Genomic DNA, 20,286 nt, shown 5'->3' with positions numbered 1-20,286 from the left:
TCGCAAATCCCCGCCGACAAAGCTGCCAGGGTGACCTTCGGGTCTTACAAGGCATGTGCAGCTTTGGAGCATGGGTCTTTGCGGATGCACTTAGAGGCAGACCCATGACCCAGGAAACCGGCGGCTTCGCCGCTCTCGATCTTCATCCGAGCATTGTTGCTGCTGTTCTGGCTACCGGCTACGAAGAGCCATCGGCCATTCAGCAGCAGTCGATCCCGATTATTCTCGCCGGTCATGACATGATCGGTCAGGCGCAGACAGGTACCGGTAAAACCGCTGCCTTCGCACTGCCTATCCTGAACCGCATTGACCCGAGCAAGCGCGAGCCGCAAGCCCTGATCCTGGCGCCAACCCGTGAGTTGGCGCTGCAAGTAGCCACCGCTTTTGAAACCTACGCCAAGCAGATGCCGGGCGTAACCGTGGTGGCCGTGTACGGTGGTGCCCCAATGGGCCCACAACTCAAAGCAATCCGCAATGGCGCGCAAATCGTCGTTGCTACCCCGGGCCGTCTGTGCGACCACCTGCGTCGCGACGAGAAAGTCCTGGCGACCGTCAACCACCTGGTGCTCGACGAAGCTGACGAAATGCTCAAGCTGGGCTTCATGGATGACCTGGAAGTCATCTTCAAAGCCATGCCGGAAAGCCGTCAGACCGTTCTGTTCTCGGCCACCCTGCCAGCTTCGATCCGCGCGATTGCCGAACGTCACCTGCGTGAACCGAAGCACGTCAAGATCCAGAGCAAGACCCAGACTGTTACCGCTATCGAACAAGCTCACCTGATGGTCCACGCTGACCAGAAGGTTTCCGCTGTCCTGCGTCTGCTGGAAGTGGAAGAGTTCGATGCGCTGATCGCCTTCGTTCGTACCAAGCAAGCGACCCTGGACCTGGCCAGCGCCCTGGAAGCCAAAGGCTACAAAGCCGCTGCGCTGAACGGTGACATTGCTCAGAACCAGCGTGAGCGCGTGATCGACTCGCTCAAGGATGGCCGCCTGGACATCGTTGTTGCGACTGACGTTGCGGCACGTGGTCTGGACGTACCGCGCATCACTCACGTGTTCAACGTTGACATGCCGTACGACCCAGAGTCCTACGTTCACCGTATCGGCCGTACTGGCCGTGCCGGTCGCGAAGGTCGTGCGCTGCTGCTGGTTACCCCGCGTGAGCGCCGCATGCTGCAGGTGATCGAGCGTGTTACCGGTCAGAAGGTTGCTGAAGTTCGCCTGCCGAATGCTCAAGCCGTTCTCGATGCCCGCATCAAGAAGCTGACCAACAGTCTGGCGCCGCTGGTTGCCGAAGCCGAATCGACCCACGGTGATCTGCTTGATCGCCTGACCGCCGACATCGGTTGCAGCCCGCGTGCCCTGGCCGCAGCCCTGCTGCGCAAAGCTACCAATGGTCAGGCCCTGACCCTGGACGCGGTCGAGAAAGAGCAGCCGCTGGTACCGACCTACACCCCGCGTGAGCGCACTGGCGAGCGTCCAGAGCGTGGCGAGCGTGAGCGTCGTGCCCCGATGCCACTGGGCGAAGGTCGTGCACGCTGCCGTACCGCGCTGGGCGCGCGTGACGGTATCGCTGCCAAGAACCTGCTGGGCGCCATCCTCAACGAAGGCGGCCTGGCCCGCGAAGCGATCGGCCGCATCCAGGTGCGCGACAGCTTCAGCCTGGTCGAGCTGCCGGAAGAAGGTCTGGAGCGTCTGCTGGCCAAGCTCAAGGACACTCGTGTTGCTGGTAAGCAGCTGAAGCTGCGCCGCTACCGCGAAGACTGATCCGCGAGCCATAAAAAAATCCCCGACATGTTCGGGGATTTTTTTTGCCTCGGTAGGAGCGGGCTTGCCCCGCGATAGGGGTAAGACAGCCTGATCGCTATCGCGGGGCAAGCCCGCTCCTACTCGAATCTGTAGATATCCATCCCCAGGGCGCCGAGGGTGAAGCCCTGGTGAGCAATGCCGAACTGCCCGCCCGCACCCCGGGCGAAGTACAGCGGCAGCAGATGCTCATCGCTCGGATGGCTGCGCACGGCAAACGGTGCCTGCTGGCGGTAGTCGTGCAGGGCCTGGGTGTCGCCGGCCGCAAGCTTCTCGATCATCCAGTCGCGAAACGCCTTGGCCCAGGGTTCGATGGTGTCGGGGCCGGCGCGCCAGTCCAGTTCGCCCAGGTTGTGGGTGATGCTGCCCGAGCCGATCAGCAGGATGTTCTCTTCACGCAAACCGGCCAAGGCGCGGCCGACCATTTCCTGCAGTTTCGGCCCGAGCTGGGTGGGCAGGGAAACCTGCACCACGGGAATATCCGCGTTGGGGTACATCAGCGACAGCGGCACCCAGGTGCCGTGGTCGAACGGGCGTTGTGGGTCGAGGCGGGCGGGCATGCCTGCGCTGCACAGCAGTTCGCTCACGCGCTGCGCCAGTGCAGGCTCGCCTGGGGCCGGGTACTGGACGGCATACAGCGCGGCAGGAAAGCCGCCAAAGTCATGCCAGGTGTCAGGCTGCGGGCTGCTGCTGACCAGCAGCTCACGGCTTTCCCAGTGCGCCGATACCACCACGATGGCCTTGGGTTTGGGCAATTCGGCGGCCAGGCGGGCGAGAGCGGGGCCGCTGGCACCGGGTTCCAGGGCCAGCATGGGCGATCCGTGGGAAATAAACAGGCTGGGCAGCATGGCAAAGGTCCTGAAGGTTAAGATGGCTCTATCTTCAATCAGGTCATTAATCTAAATCTAATATAAGTTTTAGCATTATTTGATCGAAAAATTCGAGGTATGCCATGCAAGCGGAGTTCTGGCACAAGCGCTGGGCAGACAATCAGATCGGGTTTCATCAGGGCCAGGTCAACAGCTACCTGCAAAAGCACTGGGCGGCGCTGAACCTGGAGGAGGGCAGCAAGGTGCTGGTGCCGTTGTGTGGCAAGAGCCTGGACCTGGCCTGGCTGGCGGGGCAGGGGCACCGGGTGCTCGGTATCGAGCTGTCCCAGCGCGCCATCGAGGATTTTTTTGCCGAGCAGCAGCTGCAGCCTGAAGTCAGTCAGCGGGGTGCATTCAAGGTGTATCGGCACGGCGAGCTAGAGCTCTGGTGTGGCGACTTTTTTGCCTTGCGCAAGGAAGACCTCAGCGACTGTGCCGGGCTTTACGATCGAGCTGCGGTGATTGCCCTGCCGCCGGCCATGCGTGAGCGCTATGCCGCGCTGCTGAACGATTGCATGCCCCAGGGCTGCAAAGGCTTGATGATCACCCTGGATTACGATCAGCAGCGTCTGGACGGGCCGCCGTTCTCGGTGCCCGATCAGGAAGTGCTGCAGCTGTTTGCGGCGTGGCAGCCCAGGACGCTGGAGGCGTGGGATGTGATCGAGCAGAGTCCGAAGTTTATACAGGCGGGTGTGAAGATACTGTTTGAGCGGGTGTACCGCTTGCAGCGCTGACAAAAAAGGGCGACCGAAGTCGCCCTTTTTTATTGCTGTGTCGATCAGCCGCGGCGGCGCAGGGCCTCGATGCGATCTTCCAGCGGTGGGTGGCTCATCAGCAGGCCAGCCAGGCCCTGCTTGAGGCCGCCATTGATGCCGAAGGCATTCAGGGTGTCGGGCATGTGCACCGGCACGCCTTGCTCCGAGCGCAGGCGCTGCAGGGCGCCGATCATTGCGCTGGTGCCGGCCAGGCGGGCACCGGCTTCGTCGGCACGGTACTCACGTTTACGCGAGAACCACATGACGATGATGCTGGCCAGGATGCCCAGGACCAGTTCGGCAACGATGGTAGCGATGTAATAGGCGATACCCTGGCCTTCTTCGTTCTTGAAGATGACCTTGTCGACGAAGTTGCCGATGATGCGGGCGAAGAACATGACGAAGGTGTTGACCACGCCCTGCACCAGCGCCAGGGTCACCATGTCGCCGTTGGCCACGTGGCCGATTTCGTGGGCCAGTACGGCGCGCACTTCATCGGGCGAGAAACGCTCCAGCAGGCCCTGGCTGACGGCAACCAGCGCGTCGTTGCGGTTCCAGCCCGTGGCAAAGGCGTTGGCCTCGTAAGCCGGGAAGATGCCCACTTCCGGCATCTTGATGCCGGCTTCGCGGGACAGTTCTTCGACGGTCTGCAATAGCCATTGTTCGTGGCGGGTGCGCGGCTGGCTGATGATCTGGGTACCGGTGCTCATCTTCGCCATCCACTTGGAGATGAACAGCGAGATCAGCGAGCCGGCAAAGCCGAACACGGCGCAGAAAATCAGCAGCTGGTCGAGCTTGAGGTCAACCCCGTTTGCCGCCATGAACCCATTGAAGCCGAACAGGCTCAGGGTAATGCTGGCAATCAGCACAACCGCAAGGTTGGTGGCTACAAACAGTAAGATGCGCATCATGGTTGTTACGTTCTCCTGACGGATAAAAATGTCACGTATGCGGGGTATATAAGGCGCGGGCTCCAGTGATTCAACCGGGCGACTATTTCAAACTGTGTACTTTCCGGTATTGCGGCCGAATTCCGCTATCCCGCACGCCAGAGCGCCGAGACCTGCAAAAGGTGAGGGCTTGATCTGAAAGGCCCGCGCCGTAAGGCGCGGGCGCTTCCTATGTACCTGCAGGTTACTGCTGATATGTCTTTAGGAAATTTCCGATACGGCCAATGGCCTGTTCCAGGTCATCCACTCTTGGCAGGGTGACCACTCGGAAGTGATCCGGCCATGGCCAGTTGAACGCCGTGCCCTGGACGATCAGCAGTTTTTCCGAGAGCAGCAGGTCAAGGACGAACTTTTCATCGTTGTGAATCGGGCAGACTTTCGGGTCGATCCGCGGGAAGGCGTAGAGCGCACCCATCGGTTTGACGCAGCTGACGCCGGGAATATCGTTGAGCAGTTCCCAGGTGCGGTTGCGCTGTTCGAGCAGGCGGCCAGGTGGCAGGACCAGGTCATTGATGCTCTGGTAGCCGCCCAGGGCGGTCTGGATGGCGTGCTGGCTCGGCACGTTGGCGCACAGGCGCATGTTGGCCAGCATGTCGATGCCTTCGATGTAGCTCTGGGCGTGCTGCTTGGGCCCGGAGATGGCCAGCCAGCCAGAACGGAAGCCGGCCACCCGGTAGGACTTGGACAGGCCGTTGAAGGTCAGGCAGAGCAGGTCCGGGGCCAGCGACGCGGTGCTGATGTGCACGGCTTCGTCGTAGAGGATCTTGTCGTAGATCTCGTCCGAGAACACCACCAGGTTGTGCTGGCGTGCAAGCTCAAGCATGCCCAGCAGCAGTTCGCGCGAGTACACGGCACCCGTCGGGTTGTTCGGGTTGATGATCACCAGGGCCTTGGTGTTGGAGGTGATCTTGGCCTTGATGTCGTCAAGGTCGGGGAACCAGTCGGCCTGCTCGTCGCACAGGTAGTGCACCGGGTTGCCGCCAGCCAGGCTCACGGCGGCGGTCCACAGCGGGTAGTCGGGGGCAGGTATCAGCACTTCATCGCCGTTGTTGAGCAGCGCCTGCATCGACATCACGATCAGCTCGGAAACGCCGTTGCCCAGGTAGATGTCTTCGATGCCGACGCCTTCGACCTGCTTTTGCTGGTAATACTGCATTACCGCCTTGCGCGCGCTGAACAGACCCTTGGAGTCGCTGTAGCCCTGGGCCGTCGGCAGGTTGCGGATGACATCCTGGAGGATTTCATCCGGCGCCTCGAAACCAAAGGGTGCCGGGTTGCCGATGTTCAGCTTGAGGATGCGGTGGCCTTCCTCTTCCAGGCGTTTGGCGTGCTTGAGCACCGGGCCGCGGATGTCATAGCAGACATTGGCGAGCTTGTTCGATTTGCTGACCTGCATGATGTGATCCCGATTAGAAAAGATCGCCGCGCATTGCGCTGTGAAAACGTTTGAAATGCGTGTAACGCGGGTGCCAGACTGATGTCTGATGAGGCGCAATAATATACGTGCCGCCCGCGTTGGGGAAAAGACGCAACGCGGGGTTTTTAGTCTGCCGAGGCCTGCAAATGGACAAGATCGAGAAAACCCTGGATGAATGGCGTGCAATGCTCGACCCCGAGCAATACAACGTCTGCCGCCTGAAAGGCACAGAGCGCCCCTTCAGCGGCAAATACAACGGGACCAAGACCGACGGCGTCTACCACTGCATCTGCTGCAATGCCCCGTTGTTCGATTCGACGACCAAATTCGATTCCGGCTGTGGCTGGCCGAGTTTCTACGCGCCCATCCAGGACAGCGCGATGATCGAGATTCGTGACACCTCTCACGGCATGATTCGCACCGAAGTGACCTGTGCCCAATGTGACGCCCATTTGGGTCATGTATTCCCCGACGGGCCGCCGCCGACCGGGCTACGCTATTGCATCAACTCGGTCTGCCTGGACCTGGTTCCACGCTAACTGAGGAGAAGCGGCCATGGCCGACGCATTGCTGAGCCAATCCTGCATCACCCTGAGCGGTGAGCAGAAGGTCCTGGGGGATTTCCAGGGCAAGGCGCTGTTGGTGGTCAATACCGCCAGCCAGTGCGGTTTTACCCCGCAATACAAAGGGCTTGAGCAGCTCTGGCAGCGGTATCGCGACAGCGGCCTGGTGGTGTTGGGTTTCCCGTGCAATCAGTTCGGCAAGCAAGAGCCTGGCGATGCGCAGGAAATTGCCCAGTTTTGCGAGATGAATTTCGGTGTGAGCTTTCCGCTGTTTCGCAAGATCGAGGTCAACGGCGCCCATGCTCATCCCTTGTTCGTAGAGCTGAAAAAGCGCGCACCGGGGCTGCTCGGCTCTGAAAGGATCAAATGGAATTTCACCAAGTTCCTTGTCGATCCGGCCAGCGGTCGTGTCACGCGCTATGCCCCCAGCACCAAACCCGAGGCCTTGGTCGCCTCTATCGAGAAGTTGCTCAAGTAGCAGTCAAGGGCACCCAGTGGTCGATCAGGGCCAGTAGTTCCTCTCGCCGAAAGGGCTTGGCCAAGTAGTCGTTCATGCCTGCCGCCCGGCAACGCTCACGCTCTTCGGGCATGGCATTGGCGGTGAGGGCGACGATGGGGAGGTCGGGCCAGTGTCCGCTCTGGCGGATTCTGCGGCTGGCCTCATAACCGTCCATGACCGGCATGTTGCAATCCATCAAGACAAGGTCGAACGGTGTGGCGTGTAGCTGCTCCAGTGCCTCGGCGCCGTGGGCGGCGATGTTCACGTCGCAGCCCAGTTTGGCCAGCATGCCCTTGGCTACCAGTTGATTCACCGGATTGTCTTCCACCAACAGGATGCGTGCGCGGCGTTCGCTGAACAGGGCGCCGTCGTATGCCGACAGGTGCGTGCTGTCATTGCCAAGCAAGGTGCGCCGCAGCGTCTGGTACAGGGCGCTGCGCGCCAGGGGGCGGGCTTGTTGCTGAAGCGGCGCCAGTTGCGCCGCCTGTTCCCCGGGGAGAAAGTTGCCGTAGGCGGTCACCAGCAGAATCGGCGTCGTGATGTGCGGGCGCAGATTGAACAGGCAGTCCAGGTTATCGGTGATCAGCAGATCGGGTACGGCATCGCTCAGTTCGTCGGGGCTGTCGTAGCGTTGATAGTCCAGTCCCCAGTCGGGCAATACGGTTTCCAGCAGTTCGGCCAGGCCGCTGGCGGCATTGCTGATGGCGGCGATACGGCCGCGCAGGCGCTCGGCGGCGACAGCCAGGCTGTGAGTGGGCAGGGGCAGCTCGGCGCAGAACTGGCTGCCGAAGCCGGCTTCCGAGCTGATGCTCAGGCGCCCCTGCATGGCTTCGCACAGGTTGTTGGTCAGTGCCAGGCCAAGACCTGTGCCGCCGTACTGGCGCGTGATGCCGGCGCCGGCCTGGGTGAACGGCTGGAAAATGCGCACCTGGGCTTCCCGGGGAATGCCGATGCCTGTGTCGCACACCTCCAGGCGCACGCCGCCGGTGTAGACGCTCAGGCGCACATCGACACGACCGAAGCGGGTGAACTTGAGTGCGTTGGACAGCAGATTGCTGACTATCTGCCGCACGCGGGTAGGGTCACCGAGGACCATGGAGGGAAACTGCGGATCGATCAGGCAAGTGAGCTCGACATTGGGCGCCGCATTTTGTGACAGCAGATTGGCGGTGTCCTCAACCAGGGCGCCCATGTCGAACGGTATGCGCTCAAGCTCCAGCTGGCCGGCATCGAACTTGGACAGGTCGAGGATATCGTTGAGCAGTTCCACCAGCACTTTTCCCGAATCATGGGCGATGGATAGTTGCTGGCGTTGTTCTGCGTTGAGCGGGCTGTCCAGGCACAGAGCGATCATGCCCAGCAGGCCATTGAGCGGGGTACGGATCTCATGGCTCATGTTCGCCAGGAACGCCGCTCGGGCTTGCGCCATATCCAGGGCCTGGCGTCTTGCCTGCTCAAGCTCCTCGTTGGACTGGCTCAAGCGGGTATTGCTGGTCTTGAGCTCGATGGTGCGCGCCGAGACGATGTTTTCCAGTTCGTTGAGGTAGTCGGTGAGGCGATTCTCGGCGTTGCGTCGCTGTTGGATTTCGGTGCTCATGCTGACGAACTGTTGGTTGGCCACTTTGACCAGCACGCCGATTTCATCGTGTTCGTGGCCCGGCGGAAACGACAGTTTCGACTGTGCGGGGTGGCGGGTATTGCTCTTGGCCAGGGCGCTGATCACCCGCACCAGGGGTTGGGTCAGCATGAAATAGAAGAGGGCAAGGAGGATGCAGGTCAGGACCAGGCTGCGTACGAAGCCATTGAGCAGGGTGATTTCGGCCCGTTCGAGAAAGCGATTGCCGAAAGCGAATGTATCGACCTCCAGGTACAAGGTGCCCAGGTACTCGTCCGGCATGTGGCTGAAGAACAAGGGGTCCTGAAACTGCCGGCTTTCACCGAACAGAAAGTCACTGATAAAGCGGTAGTTGCTTTCCTGGCGTGGGCGCTGGACGTCGGCCAGAACGGTCTCATTGTTGTCGATCAGCCAGGCCCGGGTGATCGCCGGGGATTGCAGCAGGCCGCCCGTCAACTCCTGGGCAAGCTCGGCATCAATGTTGTAGGCGATGCGTGAGGCCGGGTTATGGCTGATTTTCAGTAATGCCTGCATCTCACGGTTGATGGAGGCATCTTCACTGGCATAATCCATACCGATCTGGATGAGACTGAGCAAGGTCCCCAGGATGAAGCCGACCAGGACCGTCAGCCGGGCTTGCTTGTAGGACAGGCGATTGGTGAACTTTATATCCATGAGCCCCGAGCCAGTTTCACGTTCCGTGCGCTGCGCAAGCATAGCCGATCAACCCCGGCTGCTGGCATGCCCTGTCACGCATTCAGTTGTGTCGTTGTCCTTGAATTTGTCTTGAGGAACTGTTGTGGACTCTCGTTTGAATGCTTTTCTGGAGCGCGCCGAAAGTGTGCTCGCTCGCCTCGAACCCTTGCTGCCCGCGCCACGTCCGGACATCGACTGGAATCTTTGCCTGGCTGCACGTTGGCAGCGCGACGGTCGCAGCGGCTACTTGATGCCGCTGGAGGTCAGCCTGGATATGCGCCTGTCGGACCTGATTGGCGTCGATGCGCAGCGCGACCAATTGGGGCGCAACACGCGTCAGTTCCTCGATGGCATGCCTGCGAACCATGCGTTGTTGTGGGGTTCGCGCGGTACGGGCAAGTCTTCGCTGGTGCGCGCCTTGCTGGCCGAGCACGCCGAGGCAGGCTTGCGCCTGATCGAGATCGAACGTGATCACCTGGCTGACCTGCCGCGTGTGGTCGAGCAATTGAGCAAGCTGCCTCAGCGCTTCGTGATGTTCTGTGACGATCTGTCGTTTGAAGCCGGGGAGGGTGATTATCGGGTGCTCAAGAGCGTACTCGACGGCTCGCTTGAGCAAGCACCGGACAACGTGCTGTTGTACGCCACCTCGAACCGCCGGCACCTGGTGCCGGAGAAGCAGAGCGATAATGAAAACTGGAAGATGGTTGACGGCGAACTGCACCCCAACGAGGCGGTGGAAGACAAGATTGCCTTGTCGGACCGTTTTGGGCTGTGGCTGTCGTTTTACCCCTTTACCCAGGAGCACTTCCTCAATGTGGTCGAGCACTGGGTCACCGAGCTGGCCAAGGGGCCGGGGCTGGTCTGGCAGCGCGATGAAGAACTGGAAAAAGCCGCAGTACGCTGGGCAACCGGCCGCGGCAACCGTAATGGCCGTTGTGCCTATCAGTTCGCTCGTTATTGGGTTGGACTGCAACTGTTGGAGCAAAAGCAATGATTGACCTGAACGCTTCCGGAGCCGGGCTGGAAGGCTATGGCCTGTTGGCGGCGCAGCTGGAAGCCTTGTTTGCCGATGAGCGTGACTTCATCGCCAATGCGGCGCAATTCTCGGCCTTTCTCTATAGCCAGGTTGAAGATCTGAACTGGGCAGGGTTTTACCTGAATCGCAATGAGGAGTTGGTGCTCGGGCCATTCCAGGGGCAGGTTGCCTGTGTACGTATCCCGTTCGGTCGGGGTGTGTGTGGTGCGGCGGCGGCCAGTCGTGAGACTCAGCGGGTCGATGATGTGCATGCCTTCCCTGGGCACATTGCGTGCGACAGCGCATCGAACAGCGAGCTGGTGATTCCGCTGGTCAAGGAAGGGCGTTTGATTGGTGTGCTGGATCTGGACAGTCCCAAGCCAGGACGCTTCAGCACCGAGGACCAGATAGGACTTGAGCGGTTGGCGGCCATGTTTCTGCGCCTGACCGACTGTTGAAACCTGAGTGTAGGAGCGGGCTTGCCCTGCGATGCGATGTTGCCTTCAAATCGCTATCGCGGGGCAAGCCCGCTCCTACAGTTCAGTCGTAGATAACCTTTTTCTTCCAGTCATCGCTGCCATCGGTCTTCAGTCCTTCGGTCAGCTCGTTGACTTCATCTGCTGCGGGCTCAAGCTGGCTCAACACTTGGGCGTTGGCGCGGGCCAGGAGCTTCTCCAGGTATTCGAGCTGTTCGCGGTACAGCGCAGGGTCTGACTGCTTGCGCAGGTACTGGACGCCTCGTTCAAAGGCCAGGCGTGCATGCCCCGGCTGATTCTGCTGCAGCGCCTGCTGGCCCAGGTTGTTGAAGAACTCGATGTGCAGCAATACCAGGATGTGGCGGATTTCCTTGATCCAGGCCTTGGCTTCGCTGGTAGGCAGAAAACCTTCCTGGGCGGCGCGGGTGATCTGGTTATGCAGGCCTTCGAGCAGAAAACGTACATCCTTGGCCCGGGCTTCGGTCTGGATAGGCGCGGGTGGGTTGTTCACCGGCAGCGCCTCACCCTGGGCGATCAGGGCTTCAAGTTCGGCAATACGTGCGCGGATTTCGCCGTTGTTCTTGTCCAGGGCGAGCTGGCGCTGGTTGAGGTTGAGTTCAAGGCGGGTCAGCAGTAGTTTCAGAGCAGGGGTCATCAACTGGCCGGGGAAGGTTTCGGTGATCTCGCCACAACGGCGCAAGCGATCGGCCAACTCGATCTTCAGTCGGGCGCGCTCGAGCTTGTTACTCTCGACTACGTTATTGAGGTAGCCGATCACGATCAATAACGCGATCCCCGCCACGATAAGCAGGGTGATCATAAGTGGTGTCACCGTTAACGCCTCATACAGGATGATTTACCATTTGAGTGTAGTGGCTAAGTATTTAGGCGGATAGGGTTGTTTGGCGGTTGCCAGGCCCCCTTGATGGCGTTTTGCTCCTGGTTTGCCGCAGCTATAAGGGTTTGGGCTGCGGGCGTGTGTCAGAAAATAAACGCCAAGGACCAGGCGCGCGCCACTCGGGTGCAGCACTGCAAAGCACGGGGAAGTCATTGATTTAAATAAATTTATACAGAGGGGTTGACGACTTCCCAAAGCATCCCTAGAATGCGCGCCACTTGCAGCGTAAAGCACACAGCGAAACGCGGCAGGGAGTGAATGTTGTAGTGTGTCCCCTTCGTCTAGTGGCCTAGGACACCGCCCTTTCACGGCGGTAACAGGGGTTCGAGTCCCCTAGGGGACGCCAATGCGGGAATAGCTCAGTTGGTAGAGCACGACCTTGCCAAGGTCGGGGTCGCGAGTTCGAGTCTCGTTTCCCGCTCCAGTTTACAAAGGCTTTGCTTAACGGCAGGGCTTGTAAAAATCCAGAAGCAGGCCTTAAAGGTTTGAATCTGGTCACTGAAACATGCGTTGCATGTTTTGGGCGTCGTCCCCTTCGTCTAGTGGCCTAGGACACCGCCCTTTCACGGCGGTAACAGGGGTTCGAGTCCCCTAGGGGACGCCATTTTGCGGGAATAGCTCAGTTGGTAGAGCACGACCTTGCCAAGGTCGGGGTCGCGAGTTCGAGTCTCGTTTCCCGCTCCAAATTCTTTCTGTGGCGTTGGCACGCTGCAGATCGGAAAGAAAGGGCAATCGCCCTTTCTTTCTGCCCGGTCAAACCGGATGTTTCAAATTGCGGGAATAGCTCAGTTGGTAGAGCACGACCTTGCCAAGGTCGGGGTCGCGAGTTCGAGTCTCGTTTCCCGCTCCAAATCAAAAAAACGCCGTTCAATCGAACGGCGTTTTTTTTTGCCTGAAATTTCCTCGACGTTAGTAGCGATGCTCATCGGCAAGGCTGAACATCGACTGCCCAAGCGACGTTGAGACCTCTACCCGCAAAATGCTTCGTACTTCCAGGCCTTGCTGTGCCTGACGGCGTTGGTACTCGATACCCTTGCGTGCATCCTCCAGCGTTTTCAGGTGTCCACTGCCGTGAGCAAAGTGCTCTCGTGGAGTGTTGGCCTCGGGGTAATGGAAATGTGCCTCCCAAAGGGGCTGGGCTTGCAGGTCGGTGATCACGTATTTATCCAGATAATTGCGTTTGCTGCCTTTACCCAGCAAAAGCCTGGTGGCGTTCAGTTTTCTGACGTTGACCTCTTGCAGGCGAATCAGATGGGTCAGGTAGCTGGCGTTGGGTTTTTCAGGGTTCTTGTAGATTTTCAACGTCAGTTCGTGGGCCAGATTTCGCAATGTCTCACTGTTTTTGGCAAGGTCCTGGCGTTGCTCAAGCCATTTGCTTTCAAGCGGGGCGTTAGCTGCTTGCCTATCAAAATCTGCGATCAAGGCATTCAAGGTGTCTGCTCGGTTCAGTAAGGGTTCGTAGACGTTTGCAGCCACCGCATCGTTCCCCAGGGCTTGGGCGCGGGCCTGCCGAATGAGTCGATCTACATCCCTCAGGTTTCGACTCGCAGCATTACCCAGTTGAGCGAGCGTACGCTCAGTTGCAATGACTGTTTCCCGCCACCCATCGAGTGGGGTGTGCTCAACCTGCCGTGGGGTCGATCCATCGCCGGCGTCCAGCAAGGTCAATGTGTTGATATCGTTTCCGCGCTGCTCCGCCACTACCAGTCGATAGTTATCGTGATGCTTCATGGCGATGATGCGTTTACGTCGGCTGGTGGAGTGAGCTTGTGAAGAATTTGACGGTTGGGCGGGCAGGTATTCAATGTCAATGCCCATCAAGTCGGTGGAAGGCGCTTGCTTTCCTTCATTGAGTTTCAGTACGACTTGTAATTGCTGCAGGCTTTGGTCGCGGAAAAAATCCACTACCTTGATGCACTCATCAATGTGTTCAGCGTTGGAGTCGAGAGCATTGGAGGGGTAGTCGTCCTTGAGAAGCTTGTAACCCTCACCGATTGCATCAAGCCGTTCCTGGAGGTGTGCCAGTAGTGCAAATTGCTTGTCTGCTGGCGTTTGGGTGATATCGATCAGTAGCAAGGCTGCCTGGGTGAAGTCATGTAGCAGGTGCATAGGTTGAGGCCTGAGTGTCACGGGCGCACTAACATCGTGTGTGTCGCTGACACTCAGCAACTGGCTGCGCAAGCTCACGGTGCCGATACGCACTTGGGAGTGAGTGTACAGCGGGTCTATATTATTGATCTGTTGATGCTCGATAGGGGGGAGCGCCTTCTGGTCAAGCTGGGCCAAGTGCTGATCGCGTCGATTCATCCATGGGAACTTTTCGATGTAACTATTCAATGCAATGCGTCGAGATCTGCGGTAGTCACTGAATACGTGGGGGGAGAGTAAAGCGTCGAAAGTATCCAGGCTCGAAGTGAATTCCAGATTCTCGGCGTCCAGCCTGTCGTGCATGTCGAGATCGGAGAACAAGGCAAGATGATTTAGAGCGAGAATCAGTTTCCCTACTATCAGCTGGTAACTTTTTTGGAAAAGAGCAGGCGAGTCTAATTGGGTGAGGAACTCCCGGTGCTGCTCCAGTAAGGCCTTGTACCGCTCCAGATCGTTAATGTATTCGTTGTACTTTAGTTTGGCGGTGTCGCGTTTTGCCCCGCGCTGGAGTGCAACGTTCGCGATGATCGGCATGACCTTTACAAACCTGTCTAGCCTGTCTGCTGCAGCATTCAACTCCTGCTTGATCTTTTCATTCCTGGCTTTCAGCTCCATCAACTTGCGTCGATGACCAGTGCCACGACCAGAGCCGCCTAGCCCACCGATCAGAATGCCTTGCCAGTGCCCCTGTCCGTCCAGGGCAATAGCCTCGCTGCGGCCGGGGCGTGATGCCTGATACTTGTTGTCCGCTGCCTGAGCGACAGGGTCCTGGGCACGTACGATGCGCCAGATTACCTGCTGTGGCGAAGAAGCTTGATTGTCACGTAGTACTTGATAGGTGCGGTTTTCCATCACGACATAGCATTTGTTGTTAAGCGTGATAATCCCTTCGTTGTTGGGCTGCGCATCACCGAGATCCACTGACTGGCTAAATGCGGACAGCCGCGATGCGCTCAGTGGAAAGTGATTGGTTTGTGGCAGCAAGTCCACCAGATCGGCGCGTAATCTAACGGCCTGGCGTTGAAGGGTGTTGATCAGGACGTCGTTGGCGTAAATGTCGAAGCCGATAGCCTTGCGTTGTTCGTCATCTAGCGTGCGAAGTATCGCTTTGGCCAAGCCGGCTTGGCCTGGGCCGACCTGAATCAAGTCGCCGGTATGGAAGCTGCCTGCGTAGTTGTTTGATGCACGGTATAGATGAATGAAGGCCTGGGGGGCTTCCAATCCGTACTGGGCAAGAACAGTCGGTGTAGAAGTGACTTGTCCGCCGTGATCAATTGCGCCTGCGTGGACTCGAATGCCTAATGTCGTTGGCCAACCAGGGTGGCTGATGAGAAGAGAGCACAGTAGCGCTTCGCTATCGGCGGGGTTTGCACTATCGGTGGTCGCCGAAAAGCCGAACACAGCCTGCAGTACACGTTGCTCTATCTGTACTTGTAGGATGGTGCTCAGTGCTTCACTGGAAAGGGGGCTGTCGCGGTCAAGCGTGCGTAGTTCCGGGTGCTGTAGAAACAGATGGTCACGCGCTGCTGGGGAAAGCGCCGGAAATCGCTCAGTCAATGCCCCGGGATCGTCTGCAAAACCAGGTTTGAATTCCTTGAGTTCCAGTTGAAGTACTTCGAGTAACTGCCAGGGCGGTGTGCCTCCTGAGCGCCAGAGCAGGTCCAGTTGCGAACGCTCTACATTTGCCAGGTCCAGCAACCATTGGGCCCTCTGGGGTTCGATGGTTGGCAGGTGCTCAGGCAGGAGCTGTTGAAGCAATTGTGTGTCAGTCAAATTGCCGGTGGTGGTGTCGAGGGGGAGAGATCACCCCGATGATTGACGTCCGGCCAATACAAGGCCTGGCGGTTATTACCCAGGCTGGCCATGCTGGGATTGCCCATGGACTGGATCAGTTGGCGGGTCCTGCGCCTCGAAAGTCTGGCCCCCACTCCTTGTAGGCGGGCACTGATAGCAAGATCCGAGATATCTCCCAACGCTTGTATGAACTCAGAACGATTACCGTGCTTCAGGGCTGCGCCGGCATTGATGGTCTGATAGGCCAAACTGCCGAAAGTAGCGGCCATCATCACCCGATTGAGCCCAGTGACGCCCCCCGGGGCGGGAAGGGTGAGCAACTCCAGGGTCTGCAATAGAACGATGCTGGCGTGATCGGAAAGTGATTTGAAGCGTCGCTCGCCAAGTGTCACAGCCATTGAGGCCAGGTTCGATTTGACCGTGGACTTTTCCAATCGGGTCAAGTTTTCGCAAAGCGAGCCTTTACATGCGTATGGACTGATCGCGAGTGTTTGTTGTGGCGTTGCTTTGTCTCCGAAGGCTGCATAGAGCAGTTTGGCCGCCCAGTTCAAGTCCGATCGACTGATAGCAGGGGTTTTCAAGTAATTGCGTAGGGTTAGCTGATCATTGTCTTTCAAGGCTGCGATGAACCAGCCATCTGTGGGGTTCGCCCGCACTTGTTCGATGATTGAATCAACGGCCTCGTCGTGACTGAAGTGTCGGCGCAGTGCACCGCCGGGGCGGTTTGGAAAGTAGCTGATGCTTTGGTGAGTACCCAATGCCGTGAACCTCTGAAGAAAAAAAGGCAGCGGAATTGAGTGGCCGGCGAAAGTGAGTTTGTACTGGGTCCAGGGCTGGGTTTCATCTTTGAATGTGCCAGCTATTGTTGGTACCTGCTGCGGTGTAATGCCATTTTCGTGTGGCTGGCGCACGGCATCCAGACCGGCAAGTTCAAACAGGTTCTCCTGGTATTGAGCGAGTTGCTTCTGGACATCAGCATTCATTACCGAGTCCAGACGTGCTCGCAATACGGTCCCCAGATCAAGTCGGTGGGCATGCTGCTCGAAGGCTTCTGCGCTGAGCACGTGCGAGTGCTCTTTTGCACCATTGGCATGTCGACTGATGTAGCTGTGTTCCAGATAGCTGTTTTGGTAGGACGGTGGGTAGGTGTTGGATAAATCCAGCCTTGCCGCATCCCAGAGGGTAAAGGACTGGATGCGTTCTTTAGCGGCGGTGGCGGCAAGGTCTCTGCGGCCACGAACCGGTACTTCAAGGATTTTAGTGTGGAAGTACCAGGCTTGCGGATCGATGCGCACTTGGCCGTGAGCGGGAAGGGTATCTTGGAGGCGTTTGATGCTGTCGCGCTCGAAACTGGCCATGCAATCGGCAAGTAACAGAATCAAGCTGTTGCGCTGAGCGTCAATCAGCTTGCCTAGCTGTAGGTAACGTCGCTGACTTGCGCTGTCGAGTGGTCCGAAATAAAGCTTTAGATTGTTCTCGATATGCGTCAGGACGCGTTGATCCATGTGGCTGCGCGCGGTGTGAAAAACAGCTTCGACGGGATGAGCGGGTAGGGGGCTTGCCTGATCTGACATGATGGCTTCCTGCGGTAGTTGAGCCGTTTGGCCCGTGATTGAATGCAGGAAGAATGGAAGTGTGTTGTAACGGCGGGGGGCTAGATATCTATTACGGGGTCACGCTGCCTGGCGTGACCAGGCCGCTGTAATTCCCTGCCGGGAATTACAGCGGTTGTCATCAGTGTTTGCTGTCGTCGTCGGACATGCTCAGCAGCTGTTTTTCCTGGTTCCAGTCGAAAGGCTCGTCGTTCTGCTCGGCTTCATAGCGACGCTCTTCCAGGGTCTGGTACACCTGCAGTTCTTCGTCGGGCATGTAGTGCAAGCAGTCGCCACCGAAGAACCACAGCAGGTCCCGTGGGACCAGATGGGCGATTTGCGGGTAGCGCTGGATAACCTGGCACATCAGGTCCTGGCCCAGGTAGGTGCTTTCCGGGTCGACCGGCAGTTGCAGCATCAGGTCGTCGAAGCGCTCCAGGAACAGCGCGTGGCTTTCTTCCGGCACCTGCTCGGCTTCACCCAGGGCAGCCAGGATAGTGCGCAGGTGGGAGAGCAGGGCGAGATGATATTCCAGGCGATCGGTAGCCATGCTGGTGGTCCTCATGAGCAAAAACGGGCGCGGGAGTATACGGCCCCCGGCGCCCGATGTCCCGGTCCTTATCGTATTTTGCCGGGGGTGGGCAGCAGTGCTTCTTTGCTGAATGCATCGACATCTATCACGATGCGTCGAGCCGCCTCGGCGGCATGCAGTGCCTGTGCTTCGTCTGCCTCAAGCGCGCCGGCGCGCAGGGCCGCCTCGATGGCCGACTCTCCTGGCGTCGGGTTGACCTGGCCGCTCTTGAGCGCCTGATGCAGTTTTTGCTGCAAGGGGATGCACTCATCGAGCAGGGTGCAGGCCTGTTGCAAGGCGCCGACTGGATCAGTGGGGTCTTGCGGGCGGTAGCAGCCGGCAAGCAGCTCCTCCAGGGCCGGGTCGCCCTTGGCGCGGCCGATCAACGCTGCTACCTCTGCGTCCAGCGCGTCGCTTGGGCCGGTATGCCGGCGCCCGAACGGGAAAACCACCAGGCGCAGCGCGCAGCCGAGCCAGCGATTGGGGAAGTTGTCGAGCAGGCGGTCCAGGGCTTTTTCTGCCTGACCCAGGCTTTCCTCCAGGGCCCAGCGCAGTAACGGTTGCAGATGCTCCGGCGAGCCAAGGTCGTAGTAACGCTTAAGTGCGGCCGAGCTCAGGTAGAGGTTGCTCAGCACATCGCCCAGGCGTGCCGACAGTCGCTCGCGGCGTTTGAGCTCGCCACCGAGCAGCATCATGCACAGGTCGGCCAACAGGGCGAACGCCGCCGCTTGGCGGTTGAGGGCCCGGAAATAGCCCTGGCTCAGTGCATCGCCGGGGGCTCTCTCGAAGTGACCCAGGCCAAGGCCAAGGATCAGCGTGCTGGCGGCGTTGCCCACAGCGAAGCCGATGTGCTGCATCAGCAGTTGGTCAAACTCTTTGAGTGCCTGGTCATGGTCTTCCCGGCCGGCCAGGGCCATTTCCTTGAGCACGAAGGGGTGGCAGCGAATCGCACCCTGGCCAAAAATCATCAGGTTGCGCGAGAGGATGTTGGCGCCTTCTACCGTGATGAAGATCGGCGCACCTTGCCAGTTGCGGCCCAGGTAATTGTTCGGGCCCATGATGATGCCCTTGCCGCCATGGACGTCCATGGCGTGCTGAATGCACTCGCGACCACGTTCAGTCAGGTGATACTTGAGAATCGCCGACAGTACCGAAGGCTTTTCCCCCAGGTCGACAGCCTTGGCCGTTAGCAGGCGGGCGCTGTCCATCAGGAAGGCATTGCCGCCGATCCGCGCCAGGGATTCCTGGATGCCTTCAAAGGCCGCCAGCGGCACATTGAACTGCTCACGAATCCGCGCGTACTGGCCGGTGACCAGGCTGGTGTACTTGGCAGCACCCGTACCCACGGCGGGCAGGGAGATCGAGCGCCCGACCGACAGACAGTTCATCAGCATCATCCAGCCTTTGCCGAGCATGGCCTGGCCGCCGATCAGGAAGTCCAACGGCACGAACACGTCCTTGCCGCGGTTGGGGCCATTCATGAAGGCCGCCCCCAAGGGTAAGTGGCGCTGGCCGATCTCGACACCTGGGGTGTCTGTGGGGATCAGTGCCAGGCTGATGCCCAGTTCCTCTTCATCGCCCAAGAGGTGTTCCGGGTCGTAGGCCTTGAAGGCCAGGCCCAGCAATGTCGCGACAGGTCCCAGCGTGATGTAGCGCTTTTCCCAGTTCAGGCGCAGGCCAATGACTTCTTCGCCTTGCCATTGGCCTTTGCAGATAACGCCGGTATCGGGCATGGCGCCTGCGTCGGAGCCGGCAAGTGGGCCGGTGAGCGCGAAGCAGGGGATGTCATCGCCGCGGGCCAGACGTGGCAGGTAATGAGTGCGTTGCTCATCGGTGCCGTAGTGCAGCAGCAGTTCGGCCGGCCCCAGGGAGTTGGGGACCATGACGGTCGAGGCCAGGTCGCCGCTGCGTGTTGCCAGCTTCATGGCAACCTGGGAGTGAGCGTAGGCAGAGAAGCCTTTGCCGCCGTATTCCTTGGGAATGATCAGGGCGAAGAAACCATGGGACTTGATGTGCTCCCAGGCCGCGGGCGGCAGGTCCAGGTCCTGGCCAATCTGCCAGTCGCTGACCATGGCGCAGAGTTCCTCGGTGGGGCCGTCGATGAAGGTTTGTTCTTCTGCGCTCAGTTCTGCCCGTGAGTAGTCGAGCAGGGTGTTCCAGTTCGGACGACCGCTGAACAGCTCGCCATCCCACCACACAGTACCGGCGTCAATGGCTTCGCGCTCGGTCTGCGACATGGGCGGCAGGGTGCGCTGGAACCAGCCAAACAGCGGGCCACTGAAGACCTTGCGGCGCAGGTCGGGCAGCAGCACCAGGGCCGCTTTTGCCGCAAGTACCAGCCAGAAGATCGCCAATAGCCATCCGGGTGCGTGGCTGAAAATACCCATCAGCAGCACATAGGCCGCGAGGATGGCCAACGCCGGGACGGCGCCAATGCGTCGGTGGGCCAGATAGGCAGCACCGATCACCAAAACAACCAACCACAACAGCAACATATTCTTTCCTCCGTGAACGTCGGGGTATCAAGCGACCCCTCAGAGCTTAGTCGGCATGCAATATTCGGCTTGCCTGATCAGTGACCGGCCGCAGCTGCGGGAGTTCGCCAGGATGCCCAAACGATTGC

14 protein-coding genes, 5 tRNA genes and 1 pseudogene are annotated in these 20,286 nt (G+C 59.2%); 11 read left to right on the top strand and 9 right to left on the bottom strand.

Annotated features, from left to right (window positions below; all coding sequences use genetic code 11):
* Positions 1-70: 70 nt before the first annotated feature.
* Positions 71-1,766 (top strand): annotated as a pseudogene (locus tag U9R80_RS19990) (DEAD/DEAH box helicase).
* Between the two features lie 119 nt (positions 1,767-1,885).
* Here the strand turns inward: U9R80_RS19990 and U9R80_RS19985 are convergent.
* Positions 1,886-2,653: a DODA-type extradiol aromatic ring-opening family dioxygenase gene (locus U9R80_RS19985; RefSeq protein WP_301839462.1), complete on the bottom strand. Its 768-nt coding sequence runs from the start codon at positions 2,651-2,653 to the stop codon at positions 1,886-1,888.
* A 104-nt stretch (positions 2,654-2,757) separates the two neighbouring features.
* Here U9R80_RS19985 and U9R80_RS19980 point away from each other — a divergent pair, with 104 nt between their 5' ends.
* Positions 2,758-3,408 carry a thiopurine S-methyltransferase gene (locus U9R80_RS19980; RefSeq protein WP_301839463.1) on the top strand — a complete coding sequence of 217 codons (651 nt, stop codon included), beginning with the start codon at positions 2,758-2,760 and terminating at the stop codon, positions 3,406-3,408.
* Positions 3,409-3,452: 44 nt separating this feature from the next.
* On the opposite strand, the gene htpX is transcribed toward U9R80_RS19980, so the two are convergent.
* Both htpX and U9R80_RS19970 read right to left on the bottom strand, forming a co-directional pair.
* Entirely contained in the window at positions 3,453-4,340 is an 888-nt protein-coding gene (gene htpX, locus U9R80_RS19975; protein ID WP_028943751.1) for a protease HtpX, read from the bottom strand.
* A gap of 223 nt (positions 4,341-4,563) precedes the next feature.
* Positions 4,564-5,775: a pyridoxal phosphate-dependent aminotransferase gene (locus U9R80_RS19970; protein WP_274112816.1), complete on the bottom strand. Its 1,212-nt coding sequence runs from the start codon at positions 5,773-5,775 to the stop codon at positions 4,564-4,566.
* A gap of 167 nt (positions 5,776-5,942) precedes the next feature.
* On the opposite strand from U9R80_RS19970, the gene msrB reads away from it, so the two are divergent.
* Together msrB and U9R80_RS19960 are read left to right on the top strand one after the other, a co-directional pair.
* The gene (gene msrB, locus U9R80_RS19965) at positions 5,943-6,335 is read left to right on the top strand and encodes a peptide-methionine (R)-S-oxide reductase MsrB (protein WP_301839465.1); all 393 of its coding nucleotides are present in this window, start codon (positions 5,943-5,945) and stop codon (positions 6,333-6,335) included.
* 16 nt (positions 6,336-6,351) lie between these two features.
* Positions 6,352-6,837: a glutathione peroxidase gene (locus U9R80_RS19960; protein WP_301839466.1), complete on the top strand. Its 486-nt coding sequence runs from the start codon at positions 6,352-6,354 to the stop codon at positions 6,835-6,837.
* Here U9R80_RS19960 and U9R80_RS19955 read toward each other — a convergent pair.
* Entirely contained in the window at positions 6,830-9,190 is a 2,361-nt protein-coding gene (locus tag U9R80_RS19955; RefSeq protein WP_301839467.1) for a response regulator, read from the bottom strand. The genes U9R80_RS19960 and U9R80_RS19955 overlap by 8 nt on opposite strands.
* Before the next feature lie 82 nt (positions 9,191-9,272).
* On the opposite strand from U9R80_RS19955, the gene U9R80_RS19950 reads away from it, so the two are divergent.
* The gene (locus U9R80_RS19950) at positions 9,273-10,163 is read left to right on the top strand and encodes an ATP-binding protein (RefSeq protein WP_301839469.1); all 891 of its coding nucleotides are present in this window, start codon (positions 9,273-9,275) and stop codon (positions 10,161-10,163) included.
* Positions 10,160-10,642, top strand: a complete 483-nt coding sequence (locus U9R80_RS19945; RefSeq protein ID WP_301839470.1) for a GAF domain-containing protein — start codon at positions 10,160-10,162, stop codon at positions 10,640-10,642. Before U9R80_RS19950 ends, U9R80_RS19945 begins: the two co-directional genes overlap by 4 nt.
* Before the next feature lie 82 nt (positions 10,643-10,724).
* On the opposite strand, the gene U9R80_RS19940 is transcribed toward U9R80_RS19945, so the two are convergent.
* Positions 10,725-11,492 carry a hypothetical protein gene (locus tag U9R80_RS19940; protein WP_301839471.1) on the bottom strand — a complete coding sequence of 256 codons (768 nt, stop codon included), beginning with the start codon at positions 11,490-11,492 and terminating at the stop codon, positions 10,725-10,727.
* Positions 11,493-11,828: 336 nt separating this feature from the next.
* On the opposite strand from U9R80_RS19940, the gene U9R80_RS19935 reads away from it, so the two are divergent.
* The 5 genes from U9R80_RS19935 to U9R80_RS19915 all read left to right on the top strand — a co-directional run bounded on the left by U9R80_RS19935 (position 11,829) and on the right by U9R80_RS19915 (position 12,408).
* Positions 11,829-11,904: transfer RNA gene (locus tag U9R80_RS19935), tRNA-Glu, on the top strand.
* A gap of 2 nt (positions 11,905-11,906) precedes the next feature.
* Positions 11,907-11,982: transfer RNA gene (locus tag U9R80_RS19930), tRNA-Gly, on the top strand.
* A gap of 104 nt (positions 11,983-12,086) precedes the next feature.
* Positions 12,087-12,162, top strand: a tRNA-Glu gene (locus U9R80_RS19925).
* A 4-nt stretch (positions 12,163-12,166) separates the two neighbouring features.
* Positions 12,167-12,242, top strand: a tRNA-Gly gene (locus U9R80_RS19920).
* 90 nt (positions 12,243-12,332) lie between these two features.
* Positions 12,333-12,408: transfer RNA gene (locus tag U9R80_RS19915), tRNA-Gly, on the top strand.
* A 59-nt stretch (positions 12,409-12,467) separates the two neighbouring features.
* On the opposite strand, the gene U9R80_RS19910 is transcribed toward U9R80_RS19915, so the two are convergent.
* The 4 genes from U9R80_RS19910 to U9R80_RS19895 all read right to left on the bottom strand — a co-directional run bounded on the left by U9R80_RS19910 (position 12,468) and on the right by U9R80_RS19895 (position 20,158).
* Positions 12,468-15,464, bottom strand: a complete 2,997-nt coding sequence (locus U9R80_RS19910) for a hypothetical protein (RefSeq protein WP_301839472.1) — start codon at positions 15,462-15,464, stop codon at positions 12,468-12,470.
* Between the two features lie 11 nt (positions 15,465-15,475).
* Positions 15,476-17,074 carry a DUF6543 domain-containing protein gene (locus U9R80_RS19905; protein ID WP_301839473.1) on the bottom strand — a complete coding sequence of 533 codons (1,599 nt, stop codon included), beginning with the start codon at positions 17,072-17,074 and terminating at the stop codon, positions 15,476-15,478.
* A 160-nt stretch (positions 17,075-17,234) separates the two neighbouring features.
* Positions 17,235-17,642: a PA2817 family protein gene (locus U9R80_RS19900; RefSeq protein WP_274112832.1), complete on the bottom strand. Its 408-nt coding sequence runs from the start codon at positions 17,640-17,642 to the stop codon at positions 17,235-17,237.
* Positions 17,643-17,710: 68 nt separating this feature from the next.
* Entirely contained in the window at positions 17,711-20,158 is a 2,448-nt protein-coding gene (locus tag U9R80_RS19895; RefSeq protein ID WP_301839474.1) for an acyl-CoA dehydrogenase, read from the bottom strand.
* Between the last annotated feature and the right edge of the window lie 128 nt (positions 20,159-20,286).

The organism is Pseudomonas sp. JQ170C (assembly GCF_035581345.1).
Classification (GTDB): domain Bacteria; phylum Pseudomonadota; class Gammaproteobacteria; order Pseudomonadales; family Pseudomonadaceae; genus Aquipseudomonas.
The sequence above is the reverse complement of the archived record's forward strand: the minus strand, read 5'-3'. Positions and strand labels throughout refer to the sequence as shown.

Excerpts from the sequence above, each read along its gene's own strand:
- U9R80_RS19970 (WP_274112816.1), bottom strand. The coding sequence starts at position 5,775 with ATGCAGGTCAGCAAATCGAACAAGCTCGCCAATGTCTGCTATGACATC.
- htpX (WP_028943751.1), bottom strand. The coding sequence starts at position 4,340 with ATGATGCGCATCTTACTGTTTGTAGCCACCAACCTTGCGGTTGTGCTG.
- msrB (WP_301839465.1), top strand. The coding sequence starts at position 5,943 with ATGGACAAGATCGAGAAAACCCTGGATGAATGGCGTGCAATGCTCGAC.
- U9R80_RS19955 (WP_301839467.1), bottom strand. The coding sequence starts at position 9,190 with ATGCTTGCGCAGCGCACGGAACGTGAAACTGGCTCGGGGCTCATGGAT.
- U9R80_RS19945 (WP_301839470.1), top strand. The coding sequence starts at position 10,160 with ATGATTGACCTGAACGCTTCCGGAGCCGGGCTGGAAGGCTATGGCCTG.
- U9R80_RS19900 (WP_274112832.1), bottom strand. The coding sequence starts at position 17,642 with ATGGCTACCGATCGCCTGGAATATCATCTCGCCCTGCTCTCCCACCTG.
- U9R80_RS19960 (WP_301839466.1), top strand. The coding sequence starts at position 6,352 with ATGGCCGACGCATTGCTGAGCCAATCCTGCATCACCCTGAGCGGTGAG.
- U9R80_RS19895 (WP_301839474.1), bottom strand. The coding sequence starts at position 20,158 with ATGTTGCTGTTGTGGTTGGTTGTTTTGGTGATCGGTGCTGCCTATCTG.
- U9R80_RS19980 (WP_301839463.1), top strand. The coding sequence starts at position 2,758 with ATGCAAGCGGAGTTCTGGCACAAGCGCTGGGCAGACAATCAGATCGGG.
- U9R80_RS19985 (WP_301839462.1), bottom strand. The coding sequence starts at position 2,653 with ATGCTGCCCAGCCTGTTTATTTCCCACGGATCGCCCATGCTGGCCCTG.
- U9R80_RS19905 (WP_301839473.1), bottom strand. The coding sequence starts at position 17,074 with ATGTCAGATCAGGCAAGCCCCCTACCCGCTCATCCCGTCGAAGCTGTT.